Origin of the sequence: Nonomuraea jabiensis (genome assembly GCF_014204795.1) — a bacterium.
Classification (GTDB): Bacteria; Actinomycetota; Actinomycetes; order Streptosporangiales; family Streptosporangiaceae; genus Nonomuraea; species Nonomuraea jabiensis.
The window spans coordinates 7,767,031-7,787,591 of sequence record NZ_JACHMB010000001.1 but is presented as its reverse complement, the minus strand read 5'-3'; the positions used below and the strand labels follow the sequence as shown (position 1 = coordinate 7,787,591).

The 20,561-nt window shown below is 73.3% G+C and carries 17 protein-coding genes; 12 read left to right on the top strand and 5 right to left on the bottom strand.

Translation table 11 applies throughout. The annotated features are described in order from the left end of the window. Positions 1–20: 20 nt before the first annotated feature. A complete protein-coding gene (locus HD596_RS65075) occupies positions 21–1,073 on the bottom strand; it encodes a Rieske 2Fe-2S domain-containing protein (RefSeq protein WP_185073856.1) in 1,053 nt (350 codons plus the stop codon). A gap of 158 nt (positions 1,074–1,231) precedes the next feature. Between HD596_RS65075 and HD596_RS35565 the strand changes: the two genes are divergently transcribed. From HD596_RS35565 to HD596_RS35555, 3 genes are all read left to right on the top strand, one after another. Then, positions 1,232–2,347 carry a glycoside hydrolase family 53 protein gene (locus tag HD596_RS35565; protein ID WP_185073854.1) on the top strand — a complete coding sequence of 372 codons (1,116 nt, stop codon included), beginning with the start codon at positions 1,232–1,234 and terminating at the stop codon, positions 2,345–2,347. A 99-nt stretch (positions 2,348–2,446) separates the two neighbouring features. Further along, the gene (locus tag HD596_RS35560) at positions 2,447–3,457 is read left to right on the top strand and encodes a pyridoxamine 5'-phosphate oxidase family protein (protein WP_221519663.1); all 1,011 of its coding nucleotides are present in this window, start codon (positions 2,447–2,449) and stop codon (positions 3,455–3,457) included. A gap of 193 nt (positions 3,458–3,650) precedes the next feature. Further along, positions 3,651–5,315 carry a VanW family protein gene (locus HD596_RS35555; protein ID WP_185073852.1) on the top strand — a complete coding sequence of 555 codons (1,665 nt, stop codon included), beginning with the start codon at positions 3,651–3,653 and terminating at the stop codon, positions 5,313–5,315. A gap of 70 nt (positions 5,316–5,385) precedes the next feature. Here the strand turns inward: HD596_RS35555 and HD596_RS35550 are convergent, their stop codons facing one another. Together HD596_RS35550 and HD596_RS35545 are read right to left on the bottom strand one after the other, a co-directional pair. Next, positions 5,386–6,195, bottom strand: a complete 810-nt coding sequence (locus HD596_RS35550) for an isocitrate lyase/PEP mutase family protein (protein ID WP_185073850.1) — start codon at positions 6,193–6,195, stop codon at positions 5,386–5,388. Between the two features lie 229 nt (positions 6,196–6,424). Further along, positions 6,425–7,042 carry a DUF305 domain-containing protein gene (locus HD596_RS35545; RefSeq protein WP_185073848.1) on the bottom strand — a complete coding sequence of 206 codons (618 nt, stop codon included), beginning with the start codon at positions 7,040–7,042 and terminating at the stop codon, positions 6,425–6,427. 186 nt (positions 7,043–7,228) lie between these two features. Between HD596_RS35545 and HD596_RS35540 the strand changes: the two genes are divergently transcribed. Continuing rightward, entirely contained in the window at positions 7,229–7,504 is a 276-nt protein-coding gene (locus tag HD596_RS35540) for a GlsB/YeaQ/YmgE family stress response membrane protein (protein ID WP_185073846.1), read from the top strand. Between the two features lie 19 nt (positions 7,505–7,523). Here the strand turns inward: HD596_RS35540 and HD596_RS35535 are convergent, their stop codons facing one another. Further along, on the bottom strand, positions 7,524–8,330 hold the full coding sequence (locus HD596_RS35535) for an ion transporter (RefSeq protein WP_185073844.1): 807 nt from the start codon (positions 8,328–8,330) through the stop codon (positions 7,524–7,526). 114 nt (positions 8,331–8,444) lie between these two features. Here HD596_RS35535 and HD596_RS35530 point away from each other — a divergent pair, with 114 nt between their 5' ends. Together HD596_RS35530 and HD596_RS35525 are read left to right on the top strand one after the other, a co-directional pair. Next, a complete protein-coding gene (locus HD596_RS35530; RefSeq protein WP_185073842.1) occupies positions 8,445–9,419 on the top strand; it encodes a GlxA family transcriptional regulator in 975 nt (324 codons plus the stop codon). A 72-nt stretch (positions 9,420–9,491) separates the two neighbouring features. After that, complete coding sequence (locus HD596_RS35525) at positions 9,492–11,156, top strand: SulP family inorganic anion transporter (RefSeq protein WP_185073840.1); 1,665 nt, start codon at positions 9,492–9,494, stop codon at positions 11,154–11,156. Here HD596_RS35525 and HD596_RS35520 read toward each other — a convergent pair whose 3' ends face one another. Continuing rightward, positions 11,157–14,204 carry an AfsR/SARP family transcriptional regulator gene (locus HD596_RS35520; protein WP_185073838.1) on the bottom strand — a complete coding sequence of 1,016 codons (3,048 nt, stop codon included), beginning with the start codon at positions 14,202–14,204 and terminating at the stop codon, positions 11,157–11,159. It abuts the gene before it with no gap. 217 nt (positions 14,205–14,421) lie between these two features. Between HD596_RS35520 and HD596_RS35515 the strand changes: the two genes are divergently transcribed. The 6 genes from HD596_RS35515 to HD596_RS35490 all read left to right on the top strand — a co-directional run bounded on the left by HD596_RS35515 (position 14,422) and on the right by HD596_RS35490 (position 20,540). Next, the gene (locus HD596_RS35515; protein ID WP_185078914.1) at positions 14,422–14,904 is read left to right on the top strand and encodes an anthrone oxygenase family protein; all 483 of its coding nucleotides are present in this window, start codon (positions 14,422–14,424) and stop codon (positions 14,902–14,904) included. Between the two features lie 95 nt (positions 14,905–14,999). Continuing rightward, on the top strand, positions 15,000–17,285 hold the full coding sequence (locus HD596_RS35510) for a GAF domain-containing sensor histidine kinase (protein WP_246557473.1): 2,286 nt from the start codon (positions 15,000–15,002) through the stop codon (positions 17,283–17,285). Then, the gene (locus HD596_RS35505; protein WP_185073834.1) at positions 17,260–17,901 is read left to right on the top strand and encodes a response regulator; all 642 of its coding nucleotides are present in this window, start codon (positions 17,260–17,262) and stop codon (positions 17,899–17,901) included. Before HD596_RS35510 ends, HD596_RS35505 begins: the two co-directional genes overlap by 26 nt. A gap of 169 nt (positions 17,902–18,070) precedes the next feature. Continuing rightward, the gene (locus HD596_RS35500) at positions 18,071–18,619 is read left to right on the top strand and encodes a hypothetical protein (RefSeq protein WP_185073832.1); all 549 of its coding nucleotides are present in this window, start codon (positions 18,071–18,073) and stop codon (positions 18,617–18,619) included. Further along, a complete protein-coding gene (locus HD596_RS35495) occupies positions 18,616–19,068 on the top strand; it encodes a hypothetical protein (RefSeq protein WP_185073831.1) in 453 nt (150 codons plus the stop codon). The genes HD596_RS35500 and HD596_RS35495 overlap by 4 nt, the downstream gene beginning before the upstream one ends. A gap of 5 nt (positions 19,069–19,073) precedes the next feature. Continuing rightward, complete coding sequence (locus HD596_RS35490; protein ID WP_185073829.1) at positions 19,074–20,540, top strand: multicopper oxidase family protein; 1,467 nt, start codon at positions 19,074–19,076, stop codon at positions 20,538–20,540. The last annotated feature ends 21 nt before the right edge of the window (positions 20,541–20,561 follow it).

The following is a 20,561-nucleotide window of genomic DNA, read 5'->3' as shown; positions in this document are numbered from 1 at the left end:
CCGTCCGGGCTCCATGCCCGTCACGCCTGCCGGGCCGGGGCGCCCTGCCCCGCCAGTGCGGCCAGCATGCGCCGGGCCGCCAGCCCGCCCGTGTCGATGTTGATCGACAGCTCCTGGTAGCCCGCCGGTTCGGTCGCGATCACCCGTTCCAGCACGTCGAGCGCGGCCACGTCCTGCAGCACCACGGTGCGGTTCTGCTCGGCCAGGAAGTCGGACACGCCCTGGTCGTCGAGGGCGAAGTCGCGGGCCACCGCCCAGAAGTCGTGCGTGGAGTGCTCGGTCTCGGGCGTGATCGCGTACACGACCTCGACGTGGAAGGCGTCCGGGTCGCCGCCGTCGGCGCCGGGCAGCACGCCGGGCGGGGCGATGCGCGAGTGCAGCTTGTACAGGCACGGCGGGGTGTACTCGATGTCCTGCCAGCGCATGATGCGGCCGGTCAGCCCGGTGGACTTGGCGTAGAACGGCGGGCATTCGGCGTCGTCCATGTGGCGGCTGACGTGGACGATCCCGGCCTCCTCGTCCACCGTGGTGGTGATCGGGGTGGCGGCCACCTCGGGGGTGCCGATGTACCCGCCGTGCAGGTACGTCTCGTGCGACAGGTCCATGAGGTTGTCCACCAGCAGCCCGAACCGCGCCTGGAGCGGCTCCATCCCCGACACCGTCGTGTACCCGGGCGAGTCCAGCCAGGGCGCGCGCGGGATGCGGGCCGCGTCGGCCCGGGCGGGGTCGCCGATCCAGACCCAGACGAAGGAGTCCAGCTCGACGACCGGGTAGCTCTTCAGCCGGGCGGTACGCGGCACCCTGCTCTGGCCGGGGACGGCGACGCAGCCGCCGTCGGCGCCGTAGGTGAAGCCGTGGTAGCCGCAGACCACCTGGTCGTCGACGAGCCGGCTGGGCGGCTGCGACAGCGGGAACCGGCGGTGCACGCAGCGGTCGGACACGGCGGTGACGGTCCCGGCGCGGGTGCGCCAGAACAGGATGGACTCGCCGCATATGGTGCGGGTGAACAGCTCCTGGCCGATGTCTCGCCCGTACGCGGCGACGTACCACTGATCGCGGGGGATGCTCGACACGGCGACTCCTTCGTGGCGCGGCGGCCGGTGGAACGATGGTGGCTCGGCCGCCCGGACCGCGGAACAACGATTCCCGGATGCCGGAAAACTCGCTCTTCCCGAGTGCCGGATTCTTCTTTATCCTCATGCTGATTTCGGCTCTATCAACGGGACCGATCATGACCACGTACCACTTACGAAGGATCCGGGTCACCCTCCTGCTGACACTCGCGGCGCTGATCGCGCTCGCGCCGGCGACGCCCGCCCGGGCCGCCACGCTGAGCATGCGCGGCGCCGACGTCTCCTCGCTCCAGCGGAGCCTGGACCTGGGGGCCAAGTACTACAACGCTTCCGGTACGGCCGCCGACCCGCTGGACATCCTCACCGGCGCCGGAGTCAACTACACCCGGCTGCGCATCTGGAACAACCCGGCGAGCGGCTACAACAACAAGGCGAAGGTGCTGGCCTACGCCAGGACGGTCAAGGCCAAGGGCCTCGGCCTGATGATCGACTTCCACTACTCGGACACCTGGGCCGACCCGGGCAAGCAGTTCAAGCCGGCGGCGTGGGCCAGCCACGGCATCGCCCAGCTCCAGACGGACGTCTACAACTACACGTACGACATCTGCACCAGCCTCAAAGCGCAGGGCACCACCCCGGACAGCGTGCAGATCGGCAACGAGATCAACGTCGGCATGCTCTGGAACGACGGCAAGGTCATCAACAACGACTTCACCAACCTCAGCCTGCTGCTGAAAGCCGGTTACAACGCGACCAAGGCCTGCAACAGCGGCACCCAGGTGATCATCCACACCGCGGACGCCGACAGCCTCGCCAACGCCCGCTGGTTCTACGACGGGATCCGCGCCAAGGGCGTGCCGTGGGACATCACCGCCCTGTCGTACTACTGCATGTGGCACGGCTCGCTGTCCACCCTGTCCAGCGTGATCACCGACGCGCGCACCCGCTACGGCAAGCCCGTCATCGTGGCGGAGACCGCCTACCCGTTCACCGCGAACAACGCCGACAGCGAGCCGAACGCGATCAACGGCTCGGCGCCGTGCTCCGGCTACCCGGCCACCTGGGCGGGCCAGGCGAGCAACTTCACCGCCGTCCAGAACACCGCCCGCGGCGCGGGGGCGATCGGCGTCTTCTACTGGGAGCCGACCTGGTACGCCATCCAGGGCAACGGCTGGGACCCGGCCAACATCAACGGCACCGGCGACCAGTGGGACAACATGGCCACCTTCAACTGGACCGGCGGGGTCAACCCCAACCTCAGATGGACCCCGTGACCCGGCCCGGCGGCGGCCAAGACGGCTGCAAGCGCGCGCCAAGACGTTCAGGAGGGGCCCTGCGCACACTGTCTCCGAAGGACGGAAGGGAGACAGGCGATGATCACACAAGGACGTCAGACCGGCTTCACGACCGCGGCCCCCGAGGGCGGCGTCCTGCCCGCGGAGGTGCGGCAGGTGTTCGAGCGCTCGTTCGTGTGCGAGTACACCTCGCTGACCCGGGCCGGCCGGCCGGTGACCTGGCCGGTCACGCCGTACGTCGGCAGGGACGGGACGCTCGACGTCACGACCGGCCTGTCCTACCCCGACAAGGCCGAACGCGCCCGCCGTGACCCGCGGGTGGCGCTGCTGTACTCCGACCCGGCGGGCAGCGGCCTCGACCGGCCGCCCGTGGTGCTCGTCCAGGGGCGGGCCGCCGTACGCGACGCCGACCTGCAGGCCAACACCGACCGGTACGTCCGCGAGGCGCTGGCCAAGGCCGGGAGCGGGCTCGCCGGCGCGCCGCTGTTCCTGCTCAGGGGGCTGACCTGGTATTTCGCCCGCGTCTACGTGGAGGTGACCCCCGAACGCGTCACCTGGTGGCCGGGGGGCGACCTGTCCGCCGCGCCCCGCACCTGGGCCTGCCCGAGCGGGACGAGCTTCGCCCGCTCCGACCCGGCGCCGTCGGGGCCCCGGCTGCCGAGCCGGTCGGCCGCGCCGGTGGACTGGCGGCCCTACGCCGCGCGGGCGATGGGGCTCGGCGCCCCCGTCGTGTCGATGGTGGCCGACGGCCTGCCGGTGACGGTGCGTGCCCGCTCGGTCGTCCGTACCCGGCGCGGGTTCGAGGTGCTGCTGCCCGCCGGGGTGACGGGCGCGCCGGGGCCGGTGTGCCTGACGTTCCACCGGTCCTCGGGGACCGGTGGGCAGGAGCACGTCGTGCTGCTGGGATCGACGACGGGCTCGGGCGACCTGCTGGAGGTCGAGGTGGAGCGGGCGCTGAACGACTGGAGCCTGTCGGGCGGTACGGTGGGCCGCACGTGGTCGTTCCTCCGGCACGCCAAGGAGCTGCGCAAGCGGGTCAGGGCGGAGGCCGCCCGCCGGGACCAGCCGGTCCCCGTCGTCCGGCGGTGACGTCCCTACTACATCTGCTAGTACACTCCGTCACTATGCGCGACCCCCGGGCATCACTGCAGGTCAGGTCGGCGGAGAACTCTGAACGGGTCGCCAGCCGTATCCAAGACCAAATGGACATCACAGTTACCGGATCCGGGACCTCCCCGGCCGGCGGCCCGCATCCGGGCCTCATGCACACCTTGGTGCCGTCGTGAGCGCCCTCCGCTCGCGGCGCGTGCTCATCATCACCGCCGCCGTCGTCCTGGTCGCGGTGCTCGGCTACGCCGTGCCCGCCATCTCGCTCGCCGGCAAGGTCCCCCCGGGCACGCGCGTGGACGGGGTGGACATCGGCGGGCTGGCGCCCGAGGCCGCCCGCTCCCACCTCGACCGGCAGCTGGCCCAGCGCGTACGGCAGCCGATGACGCTGGTCGCGGGCGGCAAGCGGGTCCAGCTCACGCCCGCCGAGCTGGGGCTGGACTTCGACGCCCGGTCCACCGTCGAGGCCGCGATGGACGGGGCCGCCACCCCGGCCGGCATCGCCCGCTCCCTCTTCGGCAGCCGGCAGCTCCCGGCGCGGGTCCTCGTGGACGAGCAGCGCCTGGCCGCCGGGCTCGCCGACCTGGCCAAGAGCGTGGACACCAAGCCGGTGCAGGGCGGCGTCCGCTACCAGGGGCTGGAGCCGCGCACGATCCTGCCCAAGCCCGGACGCGCGCTGGATCGCGACGGAGCGGCCCAGGCGGTGCGGGCGGCCTTCGCGGCCGGGCGCGATTCCGTCGAGCTGAAGCTCCGGGTGGCGCCTCCCGCGCTCACCGCCGCCCAGGTCAAGGAGGTCGCCGCCGGCACCGCGCGCACCGCGGTCGCCTCCCCGCTCACGCTGGCCAGCGGCGGCAAGCAGGCCACCGTGTCGCGGGAGCAGCTGGCCGCCGGTCTCCGGTTCGTCGCCGACGGCAAGGGCGGGCTGCGCCCGTCGTACGACGCCGGCAAGATCGCCGCGGACATGGCCAAGTCGCTGCTGATCAAGCCGCCCAAGGACGCCTCCTTCACGATCGTCAAGGGCAAGCCGAAGGTCGTCCCCGCCCAGGTCGGCCACGGCGCCGACATCAAGACGCTCGGTCCGGCCATCGCCGGGGCCGTGGCGGCGGGCAGCCGCCGCGTCGACCTGCCGGCCACGGCGCGGCAGCCCCGGGTGACCACGGCCGAGGCGGCCAAGCTCGGCGTCAAGGAGCAGGTCAGCTCGTTCACCACGCAGTACCCGTGCTGCGCGCCCCGCGTGACCAACATCCATACCATCGCCGACATCGTGGACGGCTACGTGGTGCAGCCCGGGGAGACGTTCTCCCTCAACGACGTGGTCGGCAAGCGCGACAAGGCCCGCGGCTTCGTCGAGGCGCCGATGATCCTCAACAACCGGTTCGTCAACGACGTCGGGGGCGGGGTCTCCCAGTTCGCCACCACCATGTTCAACGCCGTCTTCTTCGGCGGCTTCCAGGACGTCCAGCACCGGGCCCACCAGTACTACATCTCCCGCTACCCGGCCGGGCGCGAGTCCACGGTCTCCTACCCCCAGCCGGACTTCCGCTGGCGCAACGACTCCCGTTACGGGGTGCTGATCAAGACCTCGTACACGAACACCTCGGTCACCGTGCAGTTCTGGAGCACCAAGCGGTACGACATCGAGTCGCAGAGCTCGGACCGCTACAACGTCAAGCCCGTCGAGACCCTCACCGAGAAGGGGGAAGACTGCATCCCCATGGGCGGCTCGGAGGGCTTCGCCATCGACGTGTGGCGCATCTTCAAGAAGGACGGCAAGGTCCTGCGCAAGCAGCGCTTCCACACCGTCTACGACCCCGAACCCCGACTCACCTGCGAGAAATGACTCCGGGACGCCCGGCGCGAGGTGCGCCGGGCGGGCCCGTACGGCCTGCGGCGGGCCGGGGATGTCCTCGTCATCGTCGGAGGAGGGCGTTGAGGCCGCCGTAGTCGAGGCCGTCGGCGAGCGCCGCGTACGTGCCGCCGTCGAGCAGCTCGGCGGCCGCCCGCGCGGCGCACGCGTAGGCGGCCTGGGCGATCGCCGAGCCGACGCTGACCCGCGCGACGCCGGCCGCCGCCAGCCGCTCCACCGGCGGGGCGCCGGGCCCGGCCATCACGTTCAGCGGCAGCGGCCCGCCGGCCAGGCGGGCGATGGCGGCCAGGTCCAGCAGGCCCGGCACGAACAGCCCGTCGGCCCCGGCCTCGGCGTAGACCCGCGCCCGCTCCTCGACCTCGGCGAGCCGGTCCCCCGGCACCCCGGCCAGGTAGACGTCGGTGCGGGCGTTGACGAACAGCTCGACCCCCGCGGCGTCGGCCGCCGCCCGCGCCGCGGCGATGCGCCGGGCCTGGTCCGCGGGTGGCAGCAGCGGCGCGCCGTCGAGGCCGGGGGAATCCTCGAGGTTGACGCCGACCGCGCCGGCCTCGATCACCGCCCGAACGGTGCCCGCGACGTCGCCGTACCCGCCCTCGATGTCGGCGGTGACCGGCACCGTCACGGCCGCCACGACGGCGGAGACGGCGGCCACCATGCGCTCCCTGCCGAGCCCTTCCGCGTCCGGCGCCCCGTTGGCCCAGGACACGCCGGCGCTCGTCGTCGCGATCGCCTGCGCGCCCGCGGCCTCGATCAGGGCGGCGGAGGCGGCGTCCCAGGCGTTGGGGAGCACGAGGACCGTGCCCTCGTGCAGGTCTCTGAACCGGGCGGCCTGTGTGACCGTGGTCGGCGTCATGCGGATCTCCTTGACAGAGCGCTCTACGGACACCAAAGGATCTTCCGCGCCGCAGGGTCAGGTCCGGCCATATCCGGACATGCCGCAGTGACCACCGTGCTGCTGCCCGCCGCAAGTGCCGCATTCTCAAGAACAGTCAGGGCGCGACCGTCGCGCGCCCTGAACAGCGTCCCCGCCCGGACGCGAGGCCGGCCACCCCGTGACCTCCCGCCCGGCCGAGACCCTCCCGTCATGGAATCCGGGCGAGGAGCTTCTTCATCTGCGTCACCTGGGCCTGCTGGTCCTTCATGATCCGATCGGCCAGCTTCTTCGCCTTCGAACTCTTCCCCTGCTTCCGCTCGACCCGCGCCATGGCGATCGCCTCCTCGTGATGATCGATCATCATCGTGAGGAACTCCTTGTCGAAGGCCGCGCCCCGGGCGTCCAGCAGTGTCTTGACGTTGGCGTCGGATATGCCGGCCTGCGCGTCGTGCCCCGCCTCGCTGATCGGCGTGGTCTTGCCCCACTCCTTCAGCCAGCCCTGCAGGGTCTCGATCTCCGGCTGCTCCCCGGACTTGATCTTCTCCGCCAGTTCTTTGGTCTCCTCGTACGTTGCCTTCCCCGTGGCCAGCTCCGCCATCTCGATGGCTTCCTGGTGGTGCGCGATCATCATCTGCGCGAACATCACGTCGGCGTCGTCGAAAGCGGCTTTCGACTGAGCGCTCGCCGTCGCGTGCGGCACGGCTCCGGACATCATGGTCGTGTCCCGCCTCGCCGGACTGCTGCCGCAGGCGGCGAGGACGAACGCCGCCACCGCCAAGGACGTGGCCAGTGAGACGCCGTGCACCGCCGCTGGTTTTGTGGTCATCGCCGCTGAACCCCCCGATTTCAGCACGTCAGCCCAAACCGTCTACGCGGGGCTGACCTGGCCATATGTTCCCCGGGAGCGCCCGTTGCTACCGTGGGACACGCCCCCATGTGAGCGGCAGGAACCGGTTCCGGAGCGCGTTCGTTGTGCGGGGCAGACGGACCACCGAGCGTCGGGGAGTTCAGCATGGCGATCACCGGCATCATTTCCGGACTCATCATCGGCATCGTGATCGGCGCCCTCGGGCGGCTGGTCATCCCGGGGCGGCAGCGCATCCCCATCTGGCTGACGATCGTGATCGGCGTCGTCGCGGCGCTCATCGGCACCGCGATCGCCGGCGTTCTGGGCGTCGCCGACACCGGCGGCGTCGACTGGATCGAGCTCGCCATCCAGGTCGCCCTGGCGGCCCTCGGCGTCTCGCTGACGGTCGGCCTCTACGGCGGCAAGCGGCGAAGCAGGTAGCGGCGGCAGCCGCCCCCCATCAGGGGCCCTTGCGGGCCGCGGGCGTGGGCTCGCGCGTCAGCAGCTGGTCGAGCTTGGCGTTGACCGCCGCCAGCTCCTGCTTCACCTCCTCCAGCTCCGACTGCGCGCGAGTCTCCGCCGGGGACGGCTCCGTCTCGTGCATGGCGTTGACCACCACCGCGATGAACAGGTTCAGCGCGACAAAGGTGGACATCAGGATGTAGACGATGAAGAACACCCACGCCCACGGCTTGTGCTCCATCACCTCCTGCGCCACGTTGCCCCAGTCGTCGCCGGTCATGATCTGGAACAGGGTGAACAGCGAGCGCGGCAGGTCGGCGAAGCGGTCGGGCACGAGCTCCCCGAACAGCTTCGTGGAGATCACCGCCGCGATGTAGATCATCAGCACCAGCAGGCCGATGATGGAGGCCATGCCTGGCAGGGCGGTCAGCAGCGCGCCCACCACGCGCCGCATGCTGGGCACCGCCGAGACCAGCCGCAGCGCCCGCAGGATGCGCAGCGACCGCAGCACCGACGTGGGCCCGGAGGCCGGTACGAGCGCGATGGCCACGATGGCCGCGTCGAACCAGTTCCAGGGGTCGGCGAAGAACGACTTGCGGTAGGCGTACAGGCGGGCGGCGATCTCGACCGTGAAGATCGCCAGCGCGATCCGGTCGACGGCGTGCAGCAGCCCGCCGACCTGCGCCATCAGGTACGCGCTCGTCTCGCACCCGATGGTGATCGCGTTGATGACGATCACGGCGATCACGGCCCGCTGCACGAGCTTGCTCTCCAGGACGACACGAACGCGTTCCGGCCCTGACAACTTCCACCGCCCCCAAGGTGACGACCACAAACCTTGATCATCGTAGTGGGCCGCGGCGCCTGCGCCGGAGATCCGGGATCGCCGTGGCGAGCGGCGCACCCGTACGATGTGGCCATGGTGGCACGGCTGATCGTCATGATCGGTTACGACGGCATCGAACTCGTGGACGTGGCGTCCGTGACGACCGGGTTCGACCACGCCAACCAGCAGGGCGCCGACCCGGCGTACGAGGTCGTGTTCGCGACGCCGATGGGCCGGCCGGTGCGCTGCGACTCCGGGCTCGAGCTGTCGGCGCAGCACCGGATCGACGGGATGAGCGGCCCGATCGACACCCTGGTCGTCTCCGGCGGGCGGGGCCACGCGGCCGCCGCCGCCAACCCCCGGTTCGTCAGCCAGGTCCTGCGGCTCGCCGGTCTGTCGCGGCGGGTGGCGTCGGTGTGCACGGGGGCGAGCGTGCTGGCCGCGGCCGGGCTGCTCGACCACCGGCGGGCCACCACGCACTGGTACTACGCGGGGCAGCTCGCCGCGCGCTACCCGCGGGTCAACGTCGACCCGGCGCCGATCTTCATCCGCGACGGCGCGGTCGCGACCTCGGGCGGGGTCACCGCCGCCCTCGACCTCACGCTGGCCTTCATCGAGGAGGACCACGGGGCCGAGCTCGCCCGCCGGGTGGCCATGGGCATGGTCGCCTACCTCAAGCGGCCCGGCAACCAGGCGCAGGTGAGCCTGTTCAACCGGATCCCGCGCTCCGACCAGGCCGTGGTCCGGCGGGTCATCGACCACGTGATCAGCAACCTCGACGGCGACCTGAGCGTCTCCCGGCTGGCCGCGCTCGCCGGGGTGAGCGAGCGGCACCTGAGCAGGCTGTTCGTCGAGCACGTGGGCCGGACCCCGTCGCGGCTGGTCCGCGACGCGCGGCTGGAGGCGGCCTCCCAGCTGCTCACCGGATCGCGCGAGCCGGTCGCGGCCATCGCCCGCCGGTGCGGGTTCACCTCCGCCGAGTCCTTACGGCAGGCGTTCGTGGCGTGGGCCGGCGTCTCGCCGTCGCGGTTCCGCGCCAGGGCGGCCGGGCACGAGCCCGGGCCCTGAAGGGAGCGGCCCTTCCACCGGTCAGGGCGCGTGGTGCTGGCGTCCGCGTGCCATCATGCGCCATCCTCGGGCGTGCTCCGTTTTCTGCCCGGCCTGGCCACCCTGACCACCTACCGGCGCGCATGGCTGCGTGGCGACCTGCTCGCCGGGCTGACCGTCGCCGCCTACCTCGTCCCCCAGGTCATGGCCTACGCCACCGTGGCCGGGCTGCCGCCGGTGGCCGGGCTGTGGGCGATCCTGGCCCCGCTGGCCCTGTACGCCCTGCTGGGCTCCTCCCGGCAGCTGTCGGTCGGGCCCGAGTCGACCACCGCGCTGATGACCGCCACCGCCATCGGCCCCCTGGCCGCCGGGGACCCGGCCCGGTACGCCTCCCTGGCCGCCTCGCTGGCCCTCATCGTCGGGCTGCTCTGCCTGGGCTGCCGGCTGCTGCGGCTGGGCTTCGTCGCGGACCTGCTGTCCCGGCCGATCCTGGTCGGCTACCTCGCCGGCGTGGCCGTCATCATGGTCGCCGGCCAGCTCGGCAAGCTCATCGGCGCCCCGGTGACGGGCGAGTCCCTCATCGACCAGCTGTCGTCGTTCGTCCGCCTGCTGCCCCACGCCCATCCCGGCACCGTCGTCATGGCGGCCGCCGTGCTCGCCTTCCTGTTCCTGCTGCAGTGGCGGCTGCCCGCGGTCCCGGCGCCCCTGCTCGCCGTGCTGCTGGCCACGCTGAGCGTGATGGTGTTCCACCTGGAGGCCCGGGGCATCAAGGTGGTCGGCGAGATCCCCGCCGGGCTGCCCGCCCCCTCGCTGCCCCCGCTGGACAACGTGCTGCTGCCCGCCGTCGGCGTCTTCCTCGTCGGCTACAGCGACAACATGCTCACCGCCCGCTCCTTCGCCGCCCGCCACCACCAGGACGTCGACGCCAACCAGGAGCTCCTCGCGCTGGGCACGGCCAACCTGGGCGCGGCCGCGCTGCACGGCTTCCCGGTCAGCAGCAGCGGCAGCCGCACCGCCCTGGCCGACGCAGCCGGCGCCCGCACCCAGCTGTACTCGCTCACCTGCCTGGTCGCCGTCGTGGCGGTGCTCATGTTCGCCGGGCCGCTGCTGGCCGACTTCCCCACCGCCGCCCTCGGCGCGATCGTCGTGTACGCCGCCACCCGCCTCGTCTCGCTGCCCGACTTCGTGCGGCTGGCCCATTTCCGCCGCACCGAGCTCCTGCTCGCCCTCGGCGCCTTCGCCGGGGTCCTGATCTTCGACATCCTGTACGGCATCCTGCTGGCCGTGGCCCTGTCCGTCGCCGAGATGCTCGCCCGGGTCGCCCGCCCGCATGACGCGATCCTGGGCGTGGTGCCGGGCCTGGCGGGCATGCACGACATCGACGACTATCCGGCCGCCCGGACCATCCCCGGCCTGGTGATCTACCGCTACGACTCGCCGCTGTTCTTCGCCAACGCCCAGGACTTCCACCGCCGCGCCCTGGCCGCCGTCGAGCAGCAGGACACCCCCGTCCACTGGTTCGTCCTGAACGTCGAGGCCAACGTCGAGGTGGACATCACCGCCCTGGACGCCGTCGACTCCCTGCGCCAGGAGCTGGAGCGGCGCGGCATCGTCTTCGCCATGGCCAGGGTCAAGCAGGACCTGCGCACGTACCTGGACGCCTACGGCCTGACCGCCACGGTCGGCGAGCAGCGGCTCTTCCCCACCCTCCCGACCGCCGTCGCCGCCTACCGGCAGTGGGAGCGGGAAGCGCCCTGATCAGCACGGGGAGGGGCCGAGCGCGCGAGGGGCGTCCACGGCGGCCAGCCTGAGTTGCAGGCGGGTGTGGAAGGACAGCGTGGAGACGAGCGTCTGGTGGCCGACCCGCGGCATGGCGGTGCGGAACGCCTCGTGGAGCAGGTCGTCGGCGCCGGCGATGCATCTGATCTCGTGGCTGACGGTGAGCGCGCGCCGCAGGTATCGCGTGGTCTCCGCGTTGCGCCCCGAGGCCAGGCTGGCGAAGCCCATGGCGGTGAGCGCGAGGCTCTCGCTCCAGCGGTCGCCGATCTCTCGGGAGATGGCGAGCGCCTGGCACAGCGGGTGGGACGGGTCCCCGTACTCGCCGTTGATCAGCCGGCCGAGGCCGATCACGATGAGGGCCATGCTCTCCCCCCAGCGGTCGCCCATCTCCCGGGAGATGGCGAGGGCCCGGTAGAGCGGGCGGGTGGCTTCCGCGCCGTAGCCGCCGGTCAGGCGGGTGAAGCCGATGGCGGTGAGGGCCAGGCTCTCGCCCCAGCGGTCGCCGATCTCGCAGGTGACGGCGAGCGCCCTCTTGAGGTGGACCATGCTCGCGCTGTGGTGCCCGAGCTGGCGGTAGGCGTTGCCGATGCCGACGAGCGCGCGGCCCTGGCCGCACAGGTCGCCCGCCTCCCGGTAGCGGGCGAGGGAGCGCTGCTGCTGGCGCAGCGCCTCGGCGAAGTGGCCCGCGCGGTCGTGGATGAACCCGAGATGGTTGCGCGTCTTGGCCTCGCCCCAGCCGTCGCCGCTCTCCTGGTCGAGGACGAGCGCCCGGCCGTGGTGGTCCAGCGCCTCGGCGAGGTGCCCGGCCCGCCAGTACGCGAAGCCGAGGTTCTTCATCGTCTCGGCCAGGACGCGGGGGTCGCCGGTGTCGCGGGCGGCGTCGAGCGCCCGCAGGTGCGTGTCGATCCAGTCGCGGACGTGCCCGCGGATGAGGAAGAACCGCCAGAGCGCGTGCGCCAGCCGCCAGGTGAAGTCGTCCCATCCGTGCTCGGCCGACAGCGCGACGGCCGCCACGAGGCCGGCCCGTTCCTCCTCCACCCACGCCAGCGCGCCCTCCGGGCCCTCCAGCGCGGGCGGCTCGGCGGGGGCACGGTCGGTCACGTCGGGGAAGCGTCTCCTGGTGGGTTCGACGAGGTCGGCGGCGCGGCTCGCGGTGTGGAGATACCAGTTGAGCACGCGTCGGACGGCGGCCGCCCGTTCGGCCGGGCCGTCCGCGAGGGCCCTCTGCTCGATGGCGTACGCGTGGAGCAGGTCGTGGAAGCGGTACCGTTCCCTGCCCTGTTCACGGCTGGGTCTCTCCAGCAGCGACCGGTCGGCCAGGACGTCGAGCAGCCGCCGCGCCTCGGCGACCGGGACGCCCGCCAGCGCGGCCGCCGCACCCGGGCCCACGTCGGGACCGGGATGCAGGCTCAGAAGGCGGAACATGCGGGCCGCCGGCGGCTCCAGCGCCAGGTACGACCAGGAGAGCACCGCCCGCACGCTCGCCTCGTGGTCGTCGGAGGTGTCCAGCGCGTCCAGCCGGGTCCGCTGGGCCCGCACCTCCTCGGCCAGGGTGTGCAGCGGGCTGCCCGGCCGGTACGTCGCGTGCTCGGCCGCGATCGTCAGCGCCAGCGGCAGGTGGACGCACGACCGGGCCAGCTCGGCGGCGGCCCACGGCTCGGCGCCGATCCGTTCCGGGCCCAGGATCGCGGCCAGCAGGGCGGTCGACTCGCCGGGCGAGAACTGGCCGAGCACGAGGGGCCGCGCCCCCTCCCGTACGGCCAGGCCGCGCATCTGGTTGCGGCTGGTGACCAGCACGAACGAGCGCGAGCCCGGCAGCAGCGGCCGCACCTGGGCCGCGTCGCGGGCGTTGTCGAGCAGCATCAGGACCCGCCGCCCGGCCAGCACGCTGCGCAGCAGCGCCGAGCGGGCGTCCGTCTCCGCGGGAACCCGCTGCCCGACCACGCCCAGCGCGTTGAGCAGCAGCTCCAGCGCGGCATGGGGCTCGACGGGCGGGCCCGGGCCGAAGCCGCGCAGGTTGAGATGGAGCACGCCGTCGGGGAACCGGTCGGCGACCGAGTGCGCCCAGTGCACGGCCAGCGCCGTCTTGCCCACTCCGCCCATGCCGCTGATGGCGGCGATCACGATCGGCGGCGACGCGTGGGCGTCCTCGCGGTCGAGGAGGGCGTCCAGGGTCGCGAGCTCGGCGCGGCGCCCGGTGAAGGAGGCGAAGCCGGAGGGCAGTTGCCGCGGGCGTACCGGGCTCTGCGGCGGGTCGTCCGGCTGAGAGGCCGGCGGGAGGTGGCCGTCGTCGAGCACGCGCGCGGGCTCGGGGTCGCCGGCCAGGATGGCGGAGTGCAGCCGGACCAGCTCCTGGCCGGGGTCGACGCCCAGCTCGTCGCGCAGGAGGGCGGCGACGCTCCGGTACGTCTCCAGCGCCTCCGCCCGGCGACCGGACCGGTGCAGCGCGACCAGGAGCTGCGCCCACAGCCGCTCGTGGAACGGATGCTCCGCGGTCGCCTCCTTGAGCACCTTGACCATCTCGTCGTCGCGCCCGAGCCGCAGGCCGAGCCGGAACCACCGGTCCACGACCCGCAGCCGCTCCTCCACGACCAGCGGCACCACGTCACGCTGCAACGACTCCGACGGAACGCCGGCCAGCACGGGACCGCGCCACAGCTCCAGCGCGCGGCCGAGGAGATCCGCCTCACCGGCGGCGTCCGTGCCGGCGGCGGCGCGCGCGACCAGCTCCCGGAACCGCGACAGGTCCAGCGCCTCGGGCGGCAGGTCGATGACGTAGCCGTCGTCGGACGTGCGGATCAGCCGTCGGGAGCCGGCACCGCCCAGCGCGCGCCGCAACCGCGTCACGTGGGTGTAGAGCGCGCTGCGGGCGTTGTGGGGAACGGCCTCGGCCCAGATCCGCTCGATCAGCTCGTCCGGCGAGACGTTCTGGTTGGCGCGCAGGAGCAGCGTGGCGAGCACGATCCGCTGCTTGGCCGCCGGAAGGGAGATCGGCCGGCCGTCACGTAAGACTTCGAGCGGGCCCAAAATCCCGAACCGAAATCCGGCATCTGACCTTATATCCACATTCACGTCGATCTCCTTGCCGCATATACGACGGTAGCCGCCGGCGATGTCATCGTTCTTGCACAAACCTTGTGCCGGTGCGGCACGACAGGTTCCGGACAGGTCCGCGAAAGGAACCGGTGGGATCATGTGGGCCGGACGACATCGCTGAGCCCGCCGGGAGGACTCTGTGGAAGCCATGCGGATCGCGGCGCTGATGGCCGCCACGCTGTCGATGGGCCTGGTGGCGGGGATCTTCGGCCTGTACGCGCACACGATCATGCCGGGCCTCGGGCGGACCGACGACCGCACCTTCGTGGCCGCGTTCCAGGCGATCGACCGGGCGATCATCAACCCGTGGTTCATGGCGGGCGGCTTCTTCGGCGCCCTCCTGTTCACGATCCTCGCCGCGGTGGCCTACCTCGGCCGCCCGGCGCTGCCGTGGATCGTCGCCGCGCTCGTCCTGTACGCGATCACCGTCGTCATCACCCTGGCGGTCAACGTGCCGCGCAACGACGCGATCAAGGCGGCGGGCGATCCCGCCCGCATCGACGTGGCCGCGGTCCGCGAGGCGTTCGGCGAGATGCGGTGGCGGAGCTGGAACCTCGTCCGCGTGGTCGCCTCCACGACCGCGTTCGGCCTGCTCGCCTGGGCTCTGACGTTGTCCGGGAAGTCGGGTTAGCCCGTGCCCGGCCGTTGACACGCCTTTCCCTCCAAACCGTAGGCGTCCGGGTGATGGTTTCCCGCCGGGGTGTCGGTCACGATGTGTGCGTGTCCATGTGGCGACTGTGGCCGGTCTCCTCAGGGTGGTCGCGCCGGATCCCGGCGGGAGTGGCGATCGTCCTGGTGGTGCTGGGGGTGGTGGCGACCGCCGCCGGGCTGGACGCGCCGTCGGACGGCAGCATGGTGCCGCTGGGCTGGCGCGCCGACGGCGTGGTGGTGGACGTCCCGGGCACCCCGGTGGACGTCCCGGGCGCGCCCGGCGGGGTGGGGTTGCGGACGGGCGATCTGGTGACCGGCGTGGCCGGGCATCGGCTCGCCGACGGCCTGGGCGTCGTCCCCCGTCCGCGGCCGGGCACGACCCTGCTCTACGACGTGGTCCGCGAGCGGCCGACGACGGTGGCGGTCCGGGTCGGCCGCCCCGATCCGTACCCGCTGCTCGTGGCGGGCTGGGGCGATCTCGTCTTCGTGCTCGCGCTGGCAGGGCTGGCCGTCGCGCTGTATCTGCGGCGGCCCGAGGAGCCCGCGACGGCTCCGCTGCTCGTGCTCGCGGCGGGCCTGCTGGGCAGCACGCTCACCGTCACCGCCGGGCTGCCCGCCCTCGCCCTGGCCACCGGCGGCGCCCGGCTGTGGCTGTTCCACCTCAACACGATCGTGGCGTACTCGATCTCCTGGGGCGGGCTGCTGGCCTTCACGATCGCGTTCACCGCGCCCCGGCCGCTGCCGGCCCGCAGCCGCCGCGCCATGGCCGTCGGGTACGCCGCGCCGCCGGCCGCGATGGCGCTCTGGAGCGCGCTCGCCGCCCCGCTGGCGCCCAACGCGCTCGGCCGGCTCGGGCTGGTGCACGTCGGCCAGACCGCGGTCGTGGCGGCGGCCCTGGTCACCAGCACGGCGTGGGGCTTCGTCGCCTACCGCCGCAACCCCGACCCTCTGATGCGCGCCAGGACGCGCTGGCTGATGGCGGGCGGCGCGACCGCGACGCTGCTGAGCCTGGCCGGCTGGCACCTTCCCGAACTGCTCGCCGCGGCCCGTCCCCTGCCGCCGGGCGCCCTCGGGCTGTCGGGGCTGCCCTTCGTGGCCGGGATCGGGGTGGCGTTGCGGCGCCATCGCCTGTTCGACATCGAGCGGCTGGCGAACCGGTCGCTGGTGTACGCCAGCGTGGTCGCGATCCTGGTCGCCGGGTACGCGGCCGTGGTGGCGCTGCTGGTCAGCGGGCTGGGGTTGTCGCAGCCGGTGGCCGCCGCGCTCACCGCGGCCGGTGCGGCGCTCGCGCTGGCGCCGCTGCGCGCGCTGGCGCAGAGCACGGTCAACCGGGTGATGTACGGCGACCGCCGCGACCCGTCCGCGGCGCTGACCCGCCTCGGCACGCGGTTGCAGGCGGTGCTGCTGCCCGCCGACGTGCTGCCCGCGATCGTCGAGACCGTGGCCCGGTCGCTGCGCGTCCCGCACGCGGCGATCGACCTCGTGGACGGCTCCGGCGCCGCGCACCTGGCCACGCAGTACGGCGTCCCCGTCGGCGAGGTGCACGTCGAGCCGCTGCGCTACCACGGGACGCTCATCGGCCACCTGCGGGTCTCGGCCCGCGGCAGCGACGATCCGCTCGACCCCGTCGACCTCGGCCTGATCGCCTCTCTGGCGCAGCAGGTGGGCACGGCGGTGCAGGCGGTACGGCTGCATGACGACCTGGCCAGGTCCCGCGCCGAGGTCGTGGCCTCGCGCGAGGACGAGCGCCGCCGCTTACGCCGCGACCTGCACGACGGTCTCGGCCCGACCCTGGCCGCGATCCGGATCAAGGCCGGCCTCGCCGCGCGGGACGTACCGCCCGAATCGGCGGCGCGCCCGCTGCTCGACGAGATCTCCGCAGAGGCCGCCGCGTCGCTGACCGACGTGCGACGCCTGGTCGAGGCGCTGCGCCCGCCCGCGCTGGACGAGCTCGGCGTCGTCGGCGCGATCCGGGCGCGGGCGGCGGCCCTGTCGGGCGCCATGTGCATCGAGGTCGTCGGCTCGGAGCGGCTCCCGGCGCTGCCTGCCGCGGTCGAGACGGCGGCCTACCGGATCGCCGTCGAGGCGATCACGAACGCGGCCCGCCACAGCGAGGCGACCCACTGCACCGCGACGGTCGCGCCGTCGGACGGCGGCGTGGAGGTGACGGTGCGGGACAACGGCCGCGGGCTCGGCCCCGATCGGACGGCCGGCGTGGGGATCCGCTCCATGCGGGAACGGGCCGCCGAGGTGGGCGGGGTCTGGTCGATGCGCTCCCCGCCCGGCGGCGGCACCCACATCCGCGCCTTTCTGCCGACGAACCTGGGAGGGGACCATGATCCGGCTGATCCTCGCCGATGACCATCCCGTCTTCGTGTCGGGCCTGCGGGCCCTGCTCGACGCCGAGGCCGGGATGACCGTGCTGGCCGTCGCCGCCACCGGCGCGGACGCCCTGCGCCTGGCCGTCGAGCACCGGCCCGACGTCGCCGTGCTCGACGTGAACATGCCGGGCGGCGACGGGCTCACGGTCACCGCGCGGATGCGCGCCGCCGGCCTGCCCACCCGTTCGCTGATCCTGACCATGTACGACGACGACGAGAACGTCCTGGCCGCCCTGCGCGCGGGCGCCCACGGGTACGCGCTCAAGGGCGCCGGGCCCGAGGAGATCGTGGCCGCGGTACGCGCGGTCGCCCGCGGGGAGGCGGTCTTCGGCGCCGGGGTGGCCGCGCGCATCCTGGCCCACTTCGCCCGCGTCGCGGCGGCGGCGCCGTTCCCGCAGCTCACCGAGCGCGAGCACGAGGTCCTGGGGCTCGTCGCCCGGGGCCTGGACAACACGGCGATCGCCCAGCGGCTCGGGGTGAGCGGCAAGACCGTACGCAACTACGTCTCGAACGTCCTGACGAAGCTGCACGTCACCGACCGGTCGGCGGCCATCGTCCGGGCACGCGAGGCGGGGCTCGGCGGCGAACCCCGGTAACCCGGCCCTGACGTAACCCGGCCCGCACGCCCGCTCCGCACGCCCGCCCCGCACGCCCGGCCCGCACGCCCGGTCTGGCGGCCCGCCCGGGCTCCCGGCGCGGTCTCCCGGTCCGGCAGGGACATCTGCCCCGTGACGCCGGGACGCGGGCGCGCCGACGCTGGCGGTCATGAGGACGCGGGTGGCCGGCGGGCTGTGCCTGATGGCGTCGTCGGCGCTCTGCCTGGCCGGGTGCCTGGCGGGTGAGCCGGCCCTGTGCCCCGCCCTGTCCCTTTCCGGGCGCCTGGCGGGCGGACCCGCCCTCGGCCTCGTCCGGAGCACCGGTGCGTGGCTTGCCGTCGTGGCCGTCTCGCTGGTCTACCGCGACCTGTCCGCGCCGGGGCCCCGCCACGCCGGGCGCGCGCCCGCCGCCGTGGTCCTGGCCCTGCTGGGCGTGGTCGCCTCGGCGGCGACGGTCGAGGCGGCGCTCCACGTCGCCGGCCCGATCCTGCCGCCCGCGCTGGCCGTCGGCGCGGCCTCCGCTCTCGCGGGGCTGTCGTACGTGGCGGGCCGGTCCGGGCTGGCGCACCCGGCCGCCGGCGCGATCGCGGCGGTGGCCGCCCTGCTCGGCGCGCTCACCGCCGACCTCGCCGCCCCCTACCTCCTCGGCGCCGGCCCGCTCGGCGCCGCCCTGCTCGTCAAGGCGCTCCGCTCCCCGTCGAAAGGACAGGCACCATGAGAATCGTCTACAAGATCCTGGCGTACGCCGTCGCCGTCGAGGTCGCCGTCCAGGCGGCGGCGATCGTCCTGGCGATCGCGGGGCTCGGCAAGTGGGTCTCGGACGGCAACGTGTTCGACAAGGCCGTCATGGAGAGCGACGACCTGGCCTTCCCGGAGGTCCTCGGCATCATCGTGCACGGCATCAACGGCGGGATCGTCATTCCCGTCGTCGCCCTCCTCCTCCTGATCGTCTCGTTCTTCGCCCGGATCCCGGGCGGGGTCAAGTTCGCCGCGCTCGTGCTGCTCCTCGTCGCCGTCCAGGCGATGCTCGGCTACACGGGCCACGACCTGCCGTGGGTGGGCGCGCTGCACGGGCTCAACGCGATGGCGCTGTTCGCGGTCGCCCTGCACGCCGCCCGGCGCGCCCGGCCCGTCGCCGCCGAGGCGCCCGCCTCGGCGGCGGTGTGAGGGTCATGATCCTCACCCGTCGCCTGCGGCTGGTCGCGGCCTGCGCCGCGACGCTGGCCGTCGTCGTCCCGCTGGGCTGGCTGTGGCAGGCGAGCCGGCTGCCGGGGGCGTACTCCGTCATGGACATGGGGTACGCCGACGGCGGCCGGCAGGCGGGCGGGCCGCACCACCACCGGAACGCCGCCACCCGCGACATCACCACCCTGGTCGCCGACCCGGCGCGCAGGCCGGACGTCGAGGTGACGCTGACCGCGCGCGAGCAGCGCGTGCGGCTGGCGTCGGGCCGCGAGATCGACGGGTACACCTTCAACGGCCGCTCCCCCGGCCCGCAGATCACCGCCGTGGCGGGCCAGCTCGTACAGGTGCGGCTGGTCAACGAGTCGGTGCCCGGCGGGGTCACCCTGCACTGGCACGGCGTGGACGTCCCGGGCGGCCAGGACGGCGTCGCCGGCGTCACCCAGGACGCGGTCCGGATCGGCCGCTACTTCGTCTACCGGTTCGTCGTCGGCCGGGCCGGGACGTTCTGGTACCACTCCCACCAGCTCTCGCACGAGCAGGTCGCCGGCGGCCTGTTCGGCGCCCTGGTCGTGCGGCCCGCGCACCCGCCGGCCGCGCTGGACGTCGTCGCCCTGGCGCACCTCTACCACGGGATCCGCACCGTCAACGGGTCCGAATCCGACGTCACCGTCCCGGCCCGGCCCGGCGCCACGGCGCGGGTACGCGTGGTCAACACCGACAACGGCCCCACCCCGGTGTGGGTCACGGGAGCCGCGTGGCGCCTGGTCGCCGTGGACGGCACCGATCTGCACGGCCCCACGGCGGTCGAGCGCGCCGCCGTCCTCGTGACGGCGGGCGGCCGGGCCGACCTCGAGGTGACGATGCCGGCCGGCGGCGGCTCCGTACGGGTGCAGATCGGCGGCCCGCTGTCGGTGGTGCTCGGCCGCCCGTCCGGCGTGCCGGCGAGCGCCCGCCCGGCCGCCACCCTGGACCTGCTGACCTACGGCACCCCCGCGCCCCTCGGTTTCGACCCGGCGCGCCCCGACCGCGCCTTCCGCTACGACATGGGCCGCCGGCCGGGCTTCCTCGACGGGCTCCCCGGGCTCTACTGGACCGTCAACGGCCACATGTACCCGGACGTGCCAATGTTCACGGTCGCCGACGGCGACGTCGTCCGCATGACGATCGTCAACGACAGCGGCGAGGTGCACCCCATGCACCTGCACGGCCATCGCGCGGTGGTGCTGGCCCGCGACGGCGTGCCCGCCACCGGGAGCCCCTGGTGGGTCGACTCCCTGAACGTCGAGGACGGCGAGTCCTACGACCTCGCCTTCCTCGCCGACAACCCCGGCATCTGGGTCGACCACTGCCACAACCTGCCGCACGCGCGTGAGGGGCTGCTCGTCCACCTCATGTACGAGAACGTCACGACCCCGTTCCTCATCGGCGGCCCGGCGGGCAACTCACGAGAGTGAAGGAGGACCCCGGTGAAGACG